General features: G+C 41.5%; 15 protein-coding genes. All 15 read right to left on the reverse strand.

All coding sequences use genetic code 11. The annotated features are described in order from the left end of the window. Positions 1-2: 2 nt before the first annotated feature. Genes ACRRMM_RS06115 through flgG form a run of 15 tightly spaced genes read right to left on the reverse strand, consistent with a single transcriptional unit; the run spans position 3 to position 12,662 of the window. Positions 3-1,085 (reverse strand): protein-glutamate methylesterase/protein-glutamine glutaminase, encoded by a 1,083-nt coding sequence (locus ACRRMM_RS06115; RefSeq protein ID WP_008344775.1) that lies wholly within the window; start codon positions 1,083-1,085, stop codon positions 3-5. Next, positions 1,082-1,987 carry a MinD/ParA family protein gene (locus tag ACRRMM_RS06120; protein WP_035392057.1) on the reverse strand — a complete coding sequence of 302 codons (906 nt, stop codon included), beginning with the start codon at positions 1,985-1,987 and terminating at the stop codon, positions 1,082-1,084. The genes ACRRMM_RS06115 and ACRRMM_RS06120 overlap by 4 nt, the downstream gene beginning before the upstream one ends. Further along, positions 1,984-3,102 carry a flagellar biosynthesis protein FlhF gene (flhF, locus tag ACRRMM_RS06125; RefSeq protein ID WP_148780426.1) on the reverse strand — a complete coding sequence of 373 codons (1,119 nt, stop codon included), beginning with the start codon at positions 3,100-3,102 and terminating at the stop codon, positions 1,984-1,986. The genes ACRRMM_RS06120 and flhF overlap by 4 nt, the downstream gene beginning before the upstream one ends. Next, a complete protein-coding gene (flhA, locus tag ACRRMM_RS06130) occupies positions 3,102-5,135 on the reverse strand; it encodes a flagellar biosynthesis protein FlhA (protein ID WP_035392063.1) in 2,034 nt (677 codons plus the stop codon). Before flhA ends, flhF begins: the two co-directional genes overlap by 1 nt. Positions 5,136-5,164: 29 nt before the next feature. Then, on the reverse strand, positions 5,165-6,253 hold the full coding sequence (flhB, locus tag ACRRMM_RS06135) for a flagellar biosynthesis protein FlhB (protein ID WP_007499576.1): 1,089 nt from the start codon (positions 6,251-6,253) through the stop codon (positions 5,165-5,167). Further along, positions 6,250-7,029, reverse strand: coding sequence for a flagellar biosynthetic protein FliR (fliR, locus tag ACRRMM_RS06140; RefSeq protein WP_007499578.1), 780 nt, complete (start codon positions 7,027-7,029; stop codon positions 6,250-6,252). Before fliR ends, flhB begins: the two co-directional genes overlap by 4 nt. 6 nt (positions 7,030-7,035) lie before the next feature. Beyond that, positions 7,036-7,305: a flagellar biosynthesis protein FliQ gene (gene fliQ, locus ACRRMM_RS06145; protein WP_003211206.1), complete on the reverse strand. Its 270-nt coding sequence runs from the start codon at positions 7,303-7,305 to the stop codon at positions 7,036-7,038. Between the two features lie 16 nt (positions 7,306-7,321). Next, complete coding sequence (gene fliP / locus ACRRMM_RS06150) at positions 7,322-7,987, reverse strand: flagellar type III secretion system pore protein FliP (protein WP_007499580.1); 666 nt, start codon at positions 7,985-7,987, stop codon at positions 7,322-7,324. Next, the gene (gene fliZ / locus ACRRMM_RS06155; RefSeq protein ID WP_191218854.1) at positions 7,980-8,639 is read right to left on the reverse strand and encodes a flagella biosynthesis regulatory protein FliZ; all 660 of its coding nucleotides are present in this window, start codon (positions 8,637-8,639) and stop codon (positions 7,980-7,982) included. Before fliZ ends, fliP begins: the two co-directional genes overlap by 8 nt. Positions 8,640-8,657: 18 nt before the next feature. Beyond that, positions 8,658-9,020 carry a response regulator gene (locus ACRRMM_RS06160; protein WP_007499584.1) on the reverse strand — a complete coding sequence of 121 codons (363 nt, stop codon included), beginning with the start codon at positions 9,018-9,020 and terminating at the stop codon, positions 8,658-8,660. Positions 9,021-9,047: 27 nt separating this feature from the next. Further along, positions 9,048-10,169 carry a flagellar motor switch phosphatase FliY gene (gene fliY / locus ACRRMM_RS06165; RefSeq protein ID WP_007499588.1) on the reverse strand — a complete coding sequence of 374 codons (1,122 nt, stop codon included), beginning with the start codon at positions 10,167-10,169 and terminating at the stop codon, positions 9,048-9,050. After that, positions 10,159-11,157, reverse strand: coding sequence for a flagellar motor switch protein FliM (gene fliM, locus ACRRMM_RS06170; protein WP_007499590.1), 999 nt, complete (start codon positions 11,155-11,157; stop codon positions 10,159-10,161). The genes fliY and fliM overlap by 11 nt, the downstream gene beginning before the upstream one ends. 32 nt (positions 11,158-11,189) lie before the next feature. Then, the gene (fliL, locus tag ACRRMM_RS06175) at positions 11,190-11,618 is read right to left on the reverse strand and encodes a flagellar basal body-associated protein FliL (protein WP_007499592.1); all 429 of its coding nucleotides are present in this window, start codon (positions 11,616-11,618) and stop codon (positions 11,190-11,192) included. Next, entirely contained in the window at positions 11,615-11,830 is a 216-nt protein-coding gene (locus ACRRMM_RS06180; RefSeq protein ID WP_008344794.1) for a flagellar FlbD family protein, read from the reverse strand. The genes fliL and ACRRMM_RS06180 overlap by 4 nt, the downstream gene beginning before the upstream one ends. Before the next feature lie 37 nt (positions 11,831-11,867). Continuing rightward, a complete protein-coding gene (flgG, locus tag ACRRMM_RS06185; RefSeq protein ID WP_008344796.1) occupies positions 11,868-12,662 on the reverse strand; it encodes a flagellar basal body rod protein FlgG in 795 nt (264 codons plus the stop codon). Positions 12,663-12,680 lie beyond the last annotated feature (18 nt).

Consider the following 12,680-nt stretch of genomic DNA (forward strand, 5'->3'; position numbering starts at 1 on the left):
GTTCACGCCCTCTCTTTTTTCATGGAGCTTATAATTGCATGTGCGATGTCATCCACATGCCTTGTTTCATGTGCAAGGCCTGCTTTAATGACTGATTTAGGCATTCCGAAAACAACACATGATTCTTCTTTTTCTGCAATGACTTTTGTATGACCACTTGCGACCATTTTTTTGACACCTTCTGTGCCGTCACTACCCATTCCTGTCATAATGACAGCGATTTTCTCGTAACCTTTTATGTTGCTGATGGATTCAAATAAATAGTTAACAGAAGGTTTGTGACGGCTGTCAGTGTCTTCTGGGGACAGCCTGATCACTAAAGCTGCCCCTTGTTCATGAAGTGACATATTCAATCCACCAGGAGCTATGTAAGCCACTCCATTTTTAGCGATGTCTCCATCTTGAGCTTCTTTGATCGTAATTTGTGATAAATGATCTAATCTAGTAGCCAGCGATGCCGTAAATCCTGCCGGCATATGCTGCACAATCAAAATCGGCGCCTCTATGTCTTTTGGCAGCTTCGTGACGACTCGTTGAAGCGCCCTAGGCCCTCCCGTAGAAGTTCCGATTGAAATAATCTTTCGGAGTGATGAGCCGCTTCTTACTTCTTGCAGGCGGGGAGCGGCCGCTGGAATTGGACTTGGCGGCTTCATGAACGGCTTAGGAGAAACTTGTTTCTCAGTACGTTTTCTGGACAGGCCTGCCGCAAGTACCCGCTCTACAATTTGACCTCTTACTTTGTGTAAATCGAGCGAAATACTTCCTGAAGGCTTTGTCACAAAGTCAAAAGCACCGAGTTCTAAGCAATGGATGGTTAATTCCTTCCCTTGCTTCGTCTGGCTTGACACCATAATCACAGCAAGGTCGTGTTCAGCCAGAATTTGTTTTAATGCTTCTGTTCCATTTAGAACAGGCATTTCCACATCAAGTGTGACAACATCCGGATTCAATTCCTTAATCCGCTTTAAGGCATCTTCTCCATTTCGCGCCGTTCCGACGACTTCAATTTCTTGCTCGGCACTTAGGAAATCACTGATGAGTTTTCGCATAAAGGCCGAGTCATCTACTACAAGCACTCTAATCATGAGTCCACCTTCCTCCTTTTAAAAAAAGAGGACAACTTATCTATAAACGTATGCTGCTCTCTCTGTGCCTCTCTTATCTGCTGATGATAAAGCGTTTCAGCCAGCATTTTAATGGTTTTACTTAGCCTTGAATGAGGCTGCTTCATATAAAATGGCATTTGTTCAGTGACTGCTTTAGGAACAGCAGGATCATCAGGTACCGCACCAGCAAATACAAGCTTTCGGTGTAGAAAGGACGTCACCACTCCTGCTAATTTCCGGTACGTTTCAGATCCTTCCGAAGGGGTTTTACACCGGTTGACAATGATTTGAACAGACTGTTCAAACTGATGAATGGCTAAGTGCTTAATTGCGCTGTAGGCATCCATGATGGATGTTGGTTCTGGCGTTGTCACAACAACCACTTCTCCTGCCGATAAGACAAAAGGGAGTTGATCTTTTGACAAGCCTGCACCCATATCAAAGAATATACAATCAAAGTCATTCAATATTTTCTCCATCTCTTCTAAAAAGAACGACCATTGATCTTTGTCTAAAGAAAATAGCTGTTCAAGCCCGCTTCCGCCAGAAATGTAATACAGATTGTCCGTTCCTTTTGTCATAGCCGCTTGGAAGGATTTTTTCCTAACAAGCACGTCTAATATAGAGCTGGTCGATGTTTTCCCTAGTAAAATATCAATATTCCCCATGCCAAAGTCGAGGTCGATGATGAGCACTTGCTTGCCCGTACTTGCGATAGACAGTGCCATATTCAGCGTCAAATTCGATTTACCTACTCCGCCTTTACCGCTCATGACAGCAATGGTTTTCGCTTGTCCATTCGCACGAAGAGAGTTCGGTACAATCAGTTGGTTCTGCTGAACAAGCTTTCTTAAACCTTCGGCTTGGTCAGGCTTCATCATTGTAAGACCATCCTTGTCAAATCAAGGGGGGAACTCTCAAGAATATCCTCAGGCACATTTTGGCCATTTGTTAAAAACCCGAGCCCGATTTGAGATTCTGCAATGATTTGAAAGATCGTTCCCATCGTGTCTGTTTCATCAACTTTTGTGAAAATAAATTGATCGATTGGAACGTGTTCAAAACGTTTGACCATGGCTTTCATATCTTGATATTTCGATGTCGCACTCATGACGAGAAAACTTTGAATGCTTTCATCAAATGGAATGATATCTGTCAGCTCTTTGATGTACGCCTCTTCTTTAAAGTTACGGCCTGCTGTATCGATGAAAATATGATCATAATTTTTAAAAGTCTGCTGTGCTTTCACAAAGTCCTCTCTTGAATAACAAACCTCAAGCGGTGCATTTAGCAGTTCAGCATATGTTTTTAGTTGTTCAATCGCTGCAATCCGGTACGTATCTGTTGTGATAAAAGCAATTTTCTTTTGCTGCTGAATAGCCGTTTTCGCAGCAAGCTTTGCAATCGTTGTCGTTTTACCAGCACCAGTTGAACCAAACAGCACAATGTATTTCGAACGAATCATCGGCTCATCAGAAGTGTGAGCCGGCAGCATCTCTGTGAGTAGTTTTTCAAGTTCTTTTTCAATCTGCTCTTCTTTCACAGCACCTTTTGTTAAAAGACCCTTTAAGCACTCATCTCGAATCTCATCATCAAGACCTTGATCTTTTAGCTTTTGATCCATTTTCATGAGAGAATCCGGCAAGATCCCGGCATGGCGTTCGTTTCTTGCATATTCTATAGGCTGAGAATGAGAAGGCGCTGCTTTGACTGCTTGAGCAGCAGCCGGCAGCTCTTGTGTAAGGTGTTGAGTCTGCTCCTTTTTCGGTAACACCGGGATAGGCGCAGTTGCTGGTTGTAATCCTTTACCAGCTCTTTCTTCAAAATCTTGATCCAGCACTGCAATCACTTCGACCATTTGCTGTTTCTTTAAACCGAACAGCTTTCGTTTGACAACGGTTTTCGAATTTAATATGACGGCATCCTTCCCAAGCTGCTGCCTGATTTGAATCGTTGCCTCCTGCATAGAATTCGCTGTGATTTTTTTCATTTTCATTAGATATCCACCACTCCGATGCTCTGTACTTCCACATTTGCTTCTAGTTCGTTATAAGATAGTACCGGTAAATCTGGGAAATATCTTTCTAACAACTGTTTGACGTACATTCTTATAGGAGGTGAGCATAATAGAACCGGCGTTTCCTGACGAAGCGAAAGCTGTTCAATTTCTCTCGCCACTGATTGAATCACACTTTCAGAGGATTCTGGATCTAACGATAAGTAGTTCCCATGCTCTGTTTGCTGCACGCTGTCTGCAATCACCTTTTCGACTCGTCCTGAGCATGTCACGACTTTCAGTGATTCATTTTCTCTTGCATACTGTGCAGTAATCTGTCTTGCAAGTGCCTGTCTAACATACTCTGTTAGCAAGTCTGTATCCGTCGTTAATTTTCCGTAGTCTGCAAGGGTCTCAAAAATGGTCACAAGGTTTCGAATGGAGACCTTTTCTTTCAGAAGCTTTGCAAGTACTTTTTGGATATCCCCGACTGCTAGTGGATTCGGTGTTACCTCATCTACTAGAACTGGATAACTTTCTTTCAGATGATCGATTAATTGCTTCGTTTCTTGGCGTCCAAGCAGTTCGTGGGTGTTTTGTCTAATCTTCTCTGTGATGTGGGTAGACACAACAGATGCTGGATCGACCACTGTATAGCCAAGCATTTCAGCCTGATCTTTTTCTGCTTCTGATATCCATTTTGCCGGCAGACCAAAGGATGGTTCGATTGTTTCAATTCCTTCAATCGGATCATCATCAGGCGTTGGTGACATCGCTAAGTAATGATCAAGCAGCAGCTCTCCTTTTGCCACTTCGTTCCCTTTTATTTTGAGCCTGTATTCATTTGGGTTCAGCGCAATGTTGTCTCGAATACGGACAACCGGAATGACAAGACCGAGTTCAAGAGCAAGCTGCCTTCTAATCATGACAATTCGGTCTAGCAGGTCTCCGCCTTGATTGGCATCTGCAAGCGGGATCAACCCGTAGCCAAATTCAAATTCAATGGCATCCATTTGCAGGAGATGAATGACGCTTTCTGGACTTTTCATCTCTTCAACCTCTGCCTGTTCTTCGAGTACTTCTTCAATCTCTTCTTGATCCTGTTTGTTTTTCGACATCATGTACGCACCGAGTGCAAGTAAACCTGCGATCGGCCCTGTCAAAAGTACGCCAATTGGCGTAAACAATCCAAGCAGGAAGATCGTACCTGCTGTGACGTAAAGCATGGCAGGGAAGGCAAAGAGCTGGCCCGTAATGTCTGAACCAAGGTTTCCGTTAGAAGCCGCTCTCGTGACAACAATCCCTGTCGCTGTTGAGATGAGAAGTGCAGGGATTTGCGACACAATTCCGTCCCCTACTGTTAAAAGAGTAAAGTGGGAAGCTGATTCTTGAATCGACATTCCTTGCTGAATCATCCCAATAATGATGCCAAAAATAATATTGATAATAACGATGATAATACCTGCGATGGCATCCCCTTTAACGAACTTACTTGCACCATCCATCGCACCATAAAAGTCTGCTTCTCTGGCTACTTTTTCACGGCGGTTTCTAGCTTCACTTTCTGTCAGCATTCCTGCATTCAAATCTGCGTCAATACTCATCTGTTTACCTGGCATCGCGTCGAGTGTAAATCTGGCTGCAACCTCTGATACACGCTCTGCCCCTTTGGTGATGACAATAAACTGAATAATGATCAGAATAAGGAAGACAACCAGACCAACGAGTATATTGCCCCCAACAACAAATGATCCAAACGTTTCTACAACCTTACCAGCATCTCCAGTTGATAAAATAGAACGGGTTGTAGAGATGTTAAGCCCTAAACGAAAAAGTGTTAAGAGCAAAAGCAAAGATGGAAAAATGGAAAATTGCAGTGGTTCTTGCATGTTCATTGTGGTGAGAAGCACGATAAGCGCAAGAGAAATATTAATAATAATTAAAATACTTAATAGGACGGGCGGAAACGGTATGACCAGCATCGCCACGATTAAAATAACACTGAATAAAACAGATAAATCTCTTGCTGACATGCCTGTTCTCTCCTTTTAAAACCAAAAATTCATAAAATCTTTTGTTTCGTTTTATATACGTAAGCCAAAATTTCTGCGATCGCCTTAAAATATTCTTCCGGCACCGCTTGGTTGATATCCACTTGATCGTAGAGGGCACGGGCGAGCGGCCGGTTTTCTACAGTCATGACATCGTGTTCTTTCGCAATTGTTCTAATTTTCAAAGCCAAAATATCTGTTCCCTTTGCCACAACAAACGGCGCGTCCATCTTTTCTTCGTCATATTTCAAGGCAATTGCGTAGTGGGTCGGGTTTGTAATGATGACGTCCGCTTTTGGGACTTCCTGCATCATCCGTCTCATGGCCATTTCCCTTTGCCGCTGTTTAATTTTTGATTTTATGAGCGGGTCACCCTCTGATTTTTTATACTCATCTTTGATGTCTTGTTTAGACATCCGTAAGTTTTTTTCATAATCAAATTTCTGATACATGTAGTCAAGCCCGGCTAAGATCAGAAGAGCACCTGCTGCATATAGCCCCATAATCAAGGTCATATTTGCCACGAAATGAAGGGTTTCCTCTGCAGTGAGTAGAGGGAGCCGCAAGATTTCGTCAAAGTGCATCCATAGAGCGATAAATGTCGCAAAACCAACAAAACCAATTTTTAAAATGGATTTTAATAGCTCAACGAGTGCTCGAATACTGTATATTCGTTTAAACCCTTTGATTGGATCAAGCTTTTCTAATTTGGGCTTGATCACTTCAGTTGAAAAGAGAAATCCAACTTGTAAATAGTTACTGATGATCCCTGCCAGCATCCCAACACCAAGAATTGGCATGAGGAGGAGACCTGTCTCTTGAAGCAATTCCAAGAATAACTGGTGAATATTAGATGTGCTAACCTTCATTAGCATCGTTGTTGAATAAAAACGTTCAATGAGCGCAATAATACGCTCTTTCATAAAAGGCCCAATAAAAAAGAATGATAAAAAGATTAGTAGAAATGAGATGGCTGTATTGACGTCGGTACTTTTGGCAACCTGCCCTTTTTTACGTGAATCCCGTCTCTTTTTCGGTGTTGCTTTTTCTGTTTTTTCACCTGCGAAAAATTGCAAGTCGAGTCTAAGTCTTGTCGTCATGACGAACCACCGACCAATGCTAAGAAATTCCTCATGGTGAGCACAATCGTTTCAAATGTATTTTGGACGACCCCGAAGATGACACCCATACAAATGATGATCATTATAAAACTCACGCCCATTTTAATGGGAAGTCCAACGACAAATACGTTCATTTGCGGAACTGTACGTGCCACAATTCCTAATGCCAAATCGACTAAAAACAAACTAGCCACAACAGGTGCTGAGATTTGAAATGCTATGATGAACATTTGGTTGAAGCTCTTTGCAATAAAGTAAGCAAAGGATTCACTGCCGAAGTTCAGCGCATACTGATCAACTTGAATATATTGAAAACTGTAATAGATTCCATCAAGCAGCAAATGATGAGCATTTGTTGCCAGCATCAGCAGCAAGGTCACCGTATAAAAAAACTGCCCCATCAGCGGCGTTTGCGCCCCTGTTTGTGGATCAATAATATTGGCGATCGCAAAACCCATTTGAAAATCGATGAATGAGCCGGCAATTTGAACAGCGGACACCATGATATAGGCAATCAGTCCAAGAAGAAGTCCGACCATTGCTTCTTTCACGGCAAGCATCATGTAAAGACCGTCGATATCGAGTGCTGGCGGTTCTTTAATGGTGCTAAAACTAATGACAGCCAAAAACAGTGAAAAACCAACTCTGTGAACTGCTGGTATCGTTCGATGCGCTAATAGCGGCACTGTCACGAAAAAAGCGGTGATCCGAATGAAAACGAGAAGAAAGGCAGGAAATAATTCTATGATTGACATCTCTGATTAACCTGCAAATCGATCTAAATTCGAGAACAGCTCTGTAGTAAATGACACAATTGTTGAAAGCATCCACGGACCAAACACAACAAGTCCAATGAGCACTGCAACAATTTTTGGAATGAACGCAAGCGTCTGTTCTTGGATTTGGGTTGTCGCCTGAAACACACTGACAATTAGTCCCACGATTAGTGCGAGCGCAAGAAGCGGCCCGCTGACAAGTAATACAACATACACTGATCTTTCAGCCATCGTAATGACAAATTCTGAACTCATGTTTTAAGCACCTACTCTAAAAGCTTTGCAGCAAAGATTTAACAATCAAATACCATCCATCAACTAATACAAATAACAATATTTTGAAAGGGAGCGATATCATAACCGGCGGAAGCATCATCATCCCCATCGACATCAGGACACTTGCGACCACCATGTCAATAATTAAAAATGGAATAAAAATCATAAAACCAATTTGAAATGCCGTCTTTAATTCTGAAATTGCAAATGCTGGTACCATCGCCGTTAAGGGAATATCTTTAATCGATTCAGGGGTATCCATTTTTGCGTAACTAAGAAATAAAGCCAAATCTTTCTGTCTCGTATGTTTACTCATAAACTCTTTAATTGGCACTTCGGCTTTTTCATAGGCCTGATTTAACGTAATATCATCATTTAAAAGCGGCGTGAGTGCCTCTTTATTAATCTCTGAGAACGTGGGTGCCATAATAAAAAATGTGAGAAACAAAGCAAGTCCTACAAGCACTTGGTTTGGCGGCATTGAGTTGGTTGCAAGTGATGTTCTGACGAACGAAAGAACAATCACAATCCGTGTAAAACAGGTCATTAAAATAAGAATGCCTGGTGCAACTGAAAATACAGTTAACAATAAAAGCAGACGGACAGATGTGCTAATATTCCCTGCGCCACTGGAATTAAATAAATCGATAAACTCATTCATTTTGTTTCGGGCCTTTCTTTCTGACTTCTGATTGGGTCTTTTTCAATTCGGCTAGCTGGGCCTTTAAATTGGCTGAAAAAGAAGAAGTGTTCGGCTGATCGTGTTTCTTCACTTGCGATGTTAATTTTTGCATCATTTTCGGTAAGTCAGTCTTACTTTCCATCGCTTCTTCGTATTGTTTCACAATCGCTTCGCATTCTTGTTCATCATCGATTTCTTTTAGCAGCTGGATTGAGTCTGCTACGCCGACAACTAATACTCGTTTGCCCACTTTGATCAGCTGAACTGAACGATTTTGACCAACCGTCGTTCCGCCAATATTTTCAACATAGCGAAATGGCTTGAGTAAGCGGTTTTGCTTTCCAACAAATCTCACCAATCCGTAAATGAGCAGGATGACAAAAAGTAAGGCACCAATCATTTTGACAAAATCCATAATGGAGACAGAAGAAGAGGGAACTTCTTCTGCCGGATTCGTTTGATTGTCAGTGGTTTTCTTTTCTGTATCCTTTTTGCTTTCTTTCTCATCTTTGAGCCAGTCATTCACTGTGCCATTTTCAGGATCTTTTGTTTCAGCAAACAATGAGGCTGGCTGCGCTGTCAAGAAAAGCATAAAACTGATCATTGCTATACATATCAAACGTTTTTTCAACAAGTCTTACACCCTTTTTTAGCCTAACGTTTTATTAATTGCTTCAAGTACACGGTCTGCCTGGAATGGCTTCACGATAAAGTCTTTTGCACCTGCTTGAATGGCATCAATAACCATTGATTGTTGTCCCATCGCTGAGCACATAATGATTTTTGCAGAAGCATCGATTTGTTTAATTTCTTTTAATGCTGTGATCCCGTCCATTTCTGGCATTGTGATATCCATTGTGACTAGATCAGGAGATGTTTCTTTATATTTTTCAACAGCTTGTGCGCCGTTTTCTGCTTCTCCTACTACATCAAATCCGTTTTTTACAAGAATATCCTTAATCATCATTCTCATGAATGCTGCATCATCTACGATTAATACCTTAGTAGCCATTTACTTATTCTCTCCCTATATGTTTGTTTATTTTAAATTAGAAAGTCTTTCAGACTGACTTAAAATGTCAGTCACACGTACACCAAAGTTCTCATCAATGACAACAACTTCTCCTTTGGCGACGATTCGTTTGTTGACCAGAATGTCGACTGGCTCACCTGCAAGTTTGTCCAGTTCAATGATACTTCCAGCGGAAAGTTCAAGTACTTCTTTCACACTGCGCTGCGTTCTTCCAAGCTCCACTGTAATGGAAAGTGGAATATCCATCAGCATATCAAGATTACCGAGCTGACTTGTTGTATGCTGAGGCTCACTGAATGCCTCAAATTCAACTGGCGCCACATTGACAGGTTCTGCCGGCTTTGGTTTCGCCTGTCTTTTCGGCGGTGCCGATTGCTGCATAGGAGCAGATTGTGCTTGCGGAGCAGCCTGCTGTGGTTCAGGTGCACTCTGAGGTGCTTCTTGAACCGGCTCTTCTTCCGCTGGGTCTGTTAATTCTGCAATCAAATCTTTCGCAAACGTAATAGGGTAAAGCTGCATAATATTTGAATCTATGAGTTCACCTATCGTTAATCTAAAGGACACTTTGACAAGCATCTCTTCAGCTGGAATGCGGTCTGTGCCTTCTCCTTCTTTCACATCAAGCAACTCAACGCGAGGCGGAGAAATATCAATCTTTTTATTAAAGACTGTTGACATGGACGTCGCTGCTGAACCCATCATTTGGTTCATCGCTTCTTGTACTGCACTTAAGTGAATTTCACTTAACGACGGGTCAGCATTTGTTCCATCTCCGCCCATCATTAAATCCGCAATGACTGCCGCATCGGTTTGCTGGATGACAAGCAGGTTACTAGCGCTGAAGCCTTCCGTATAATTCACTTCAATGGCGACATACGGATGAGGAAATTCCTCATTCAGCTTGCTTTTTTGAATCACTGTGACAGTTGGAGTTGTAATCTCCACTTTTTGACTTAATAGGGTTGAAAGTGCTGTTGCAGAGCTTCCAAATGATATATTTCCGATTTCCCCAATGGCATCTTGTTCCATTGCAGAAAGGAGTGTATCAGGCTCTATATCGTCATTGCTGCCTCCTTTAAGGAGCGCATCGATTTCATCTTGTGATAATTTACTTCCGTTATTCTCCATCTTCTTCACCTCTTATGTCGTGATCTAGAATTTGAATCGCCTGTTTCCGATTCACGCGGCCGGCCTGTCCCAAGAATTTCGGTTTATTTCCGACCATAACAGTAAGAGGCGCATTTACTGGTTTGTCCAAGGCAATACAATCACCAATTTCCAAATTCAAAAACTCTTCCACCGTCATTTCCGATTGTCCAAGCTCTGCGACTACCGGTATTTTCGCCGTCATAATCCGTTTTTCAATGGCCTTTGTTTCTTCTTTTTTCGGTTCATTTCGTTCCGATTGCATCCAGTAGTGTACAGACAGCTTCGGAATAATAGGCTCTAATACTACGTGAGGAATACAGAGATTAATAACCCCGCTTACCTCACCAATTTGTGTATTAAGAGAAATGACGACAACTGTTTCGTTTGGTGACACCATTTGAACAAACTGGGGATTTACCTCGAAATCTGCCATTTCTGGCTCGATGTCGGTTATGGACTGCCACGCTTCTCTGTAGTTTTCCAAAGCTCCCTCAAACATGTTTGAGATAATCTTTGTTTCGATTTCTGTCAGTGATTCTGTCTTATTATGACTAATGCCAATCCCACCCATCAGCCTATCCATCATGGCATAGCCAATCGTTGGGTTCACTTCAAGCATGATTCTTCCTTCAAGCGGGCTGACGTAAAATAAGTTTAATAATGTCATATTAGGAATCGAACGAATAAATTCTTCATATGGCACTTGGTCAACCGAGCTGACAGAAATTTGAATATATGATCTTAGCTGCGCTGAAAAGTGTGTGGTAAGCAGTCTAGCGAAGTTATCATGAATTCTTGTTAAACTTCGAATCTGGTCTTTTGAAAAACGCAGTGCACGTTTAAAGTCATACACTTTCACTTTTTTCGTCGTTTCTTCTTTTTTCAGCTCTTCTGCATCCATTTCGCCTGTTGATATGGCGGATAATAATGCGTCGATCTCATTCTGGGAAAGCACTTCTCCTGACATTTCTTCACCTCCATCGTGTCAATTAATCGCCTCTATTGCAGATTAAAGGAGGTTATATAAACTTCTTTCACCTTGCCATCTTGCAAATAGTTATTCACTTTGTTTTTGACCTGTGTTTTAAAATGTTCTCTGCCTTTTTTGCCATCAAGTTCATCTGCATTCGTGTCTGATAAAATATCGATCACAGCATCTTTCACTTGGAAGCTTCTTTTTTCAAGCTCTTCTTTGGCTTTTTCTGAATCTGTTTCAATATTTAGTACAAGTTTAACCGCATTTCCTTCAGATTTTAAATTGGTCACAATCTCAGGAATTTCAACAGAAGCTTTTACGACTTCATCTGCTGTTGGCTCTTTTTCTGCTTTTGCTTCGTCTGACCCATTCACCAGAAAGACAATACCTGCTCCAATTCCGACGATAGCAATAATCATGATTAGCATTACTACGACTAATTTCTTCTTCATTCAAACTCCTCTATTCCTTGATTCAATGAAATGACTTGGATTTTTCTATAGAAAGAAATGATTTTCTCCTGAAGCTGCTCTTCATCTTCTTTCACAACGAATTTCTTTCCATTGGCGAGTGTTATGGTCGTGTCTGGAAAGCTTTCGATTTGCTCGATATGGAGAGCGTTGAGCATAAATCCTTTGCCATTTAATCTTGTCACTTCAATCATATTAAGCAGAGAAGCGATAAACCGCTCCCCCTACCTCCTATCGTTTCAGATTCACAAGTTCTTGCAGAATTTCATCAGATGTTGTGATCGTCTTTGCATTCGATTGGAATCCGCGCTGTGCGATAATCATTTCTGTAAACTCGTCTGTTAAATCAACGTTTGACATTTCAAGTTTACCTGTTTGAAGTTCACCTGTTCCTTGAGTTCCAGGAGCCATGGCATTACTTGGTGCACCGGAACTGAGTGTTTGGCGATATAAGTTATCCCCAACTTTATCTAATCCTCCTGCATTACTGAAAGACACAAGTGATACTTGTCCAACAGTACGAGAAACGTTGTTCTCAACAACAGAAACGGTCCCATCTGGCCCAACACTAACACTTGACACATTGTCTCGTGGAATGTTGATTCTTTGCCCATCCATGCCAAGAAGATAGTTTCCATCAGATGTTACCAAATCCCCATTTGAATCAGGTTTGAAGTTCCCTGTTCTTGTAAATAGGATTTCACCTTGCTTTTCAATACGGAAAAATCCATCTCCATTAATATAGAAATCATATGGTTCGTCTGTATTTTGAGAAGAACCTGATGTCATGATTTTATCAATAGAAGATAAAGCTGATCCTAATCCAACTTGTTTTGAGTTGATTGAACCAGAGTTATTCGTCGGTCCACCAGAACTTGCAATGGTTTGACTGACCATATCTTTAAACGTGATACGGCTTTTTTTGTATCCGTGTGTATTGACGTTGGCTACGTTATTGGCTACAACATCTAATTTTGTTTGGAAGTTTTTCATTCCGCTAATTCCTGAGTAAAGTGAGCGTAACATTTATTTTCCTCCTCGATT

Origin of the sequence: Bacillus sp. XT-4 (assembly GCF_050864245.1) — a bacterium.
Classification (GTDB): Bacteria; Bacillota; Bacilli; order Bacillales; family Bacillaceae; genus Bacillus; species Bacillus altitudinis.

Excerpts from the sequence above, each read along its gene's own strand:
- flhB (WP_007499576.1), bottom strand. The coding sequence starts at position 6,253 with ATGACGACAAGACTTAGACTCGACTTGCAATTTTTCGCAGGTGAAAAA.
- flgG (WP_008344796.1), bottom strand. The coding sequence starts at position 12,662 with ATGTTACGCTCACTTTACTCAGGAATTAGCGGAATGAAAAACTTCCAA.
- fliL (WP_007499592.1), bottom strand. The coding sequence starts at position 11,618 with ATGAAGAAGAAATTAGTCGTAGTAATGCTAATCATGATTATTGCTATC.
- ACRRMM_RS06115 (WP_008344775.1), bottom strand. The coding sequence starts at position 1,085 with ATGATTAGAGTGCTTGTAGTAGATGACTCGGCCTTTATGCGAAAACTC.
- fliQ (WP_003211206.1), bottom strand. The coding sequence starts at position 7,305 with ATGAGTTCAGAATTTGTCATTACGATGGCTGAAAGATCAGTGTATGTT.
- flhA (WP_035392063.1), bottom strand. The coding sequence starts at position 5,135 with ATGTCAGCAAGAGATTTATCTGTTTTATTCAGTGTTATTTTAATCGTG.
- fliM (WP_007499590.1), bottom strand. The coding sequence starts at position 11,157 with ATGTCAGGAGAAGTGCTTTCCCAGAATGAGATCGACGCATTATTATCC.
- fliY (WP_007499588.1), bottom strand. The coding sequence starts at position 10,169 with ATGGAGAATAACGGAAGTAAATTATCACAAGATGAAATCGATGCGCTC.
- fliP (WP_007499580.1), bottom strand. The coding sequence starts at position 7,987 with ATGAATGAGTTTATCGATTTATTTAATTCCAGTGGCGCAGGGAATATT.
- ACRRMM_RS06180 (WP_008344794.1), bottom strand. The coding sequence starts at position 11,830 with ATGATTGAAGTGACAAGATTAAATGGCAAAGGATTTATGCTCAACGCT.
- ACRRMM_RS06120 (WP_035392057.1), bottom strand. The coding sequence starts at position 1,987 with ATGATGAAGCCTGACCAAGCCGAAGGTTTAAGAAAGCTTGTTCAGCAG.
- fliR (WP_007499578.1), bottom strand. The coding sequence starts at position 7,029 with ATGTCAATCATAGAATTATTTCCTGCCTTTCTTCTCGTTTTCATTCGG.
- flhF (WP_148780426.1), bottom strand. The coding sequence starts at position 3,102 with ATGAAAATGAAAAAAATCACAGCGAATTCTATGCAGGAGGCAACGATT.
- ACRRMM_RS06160 (WP_007499584.1), bottom strand. The coding sequence starts at position 9,020 with ATGGCTACTAAGGTATTAATCGTAGATGATGCAGCATTCATGAGAATG.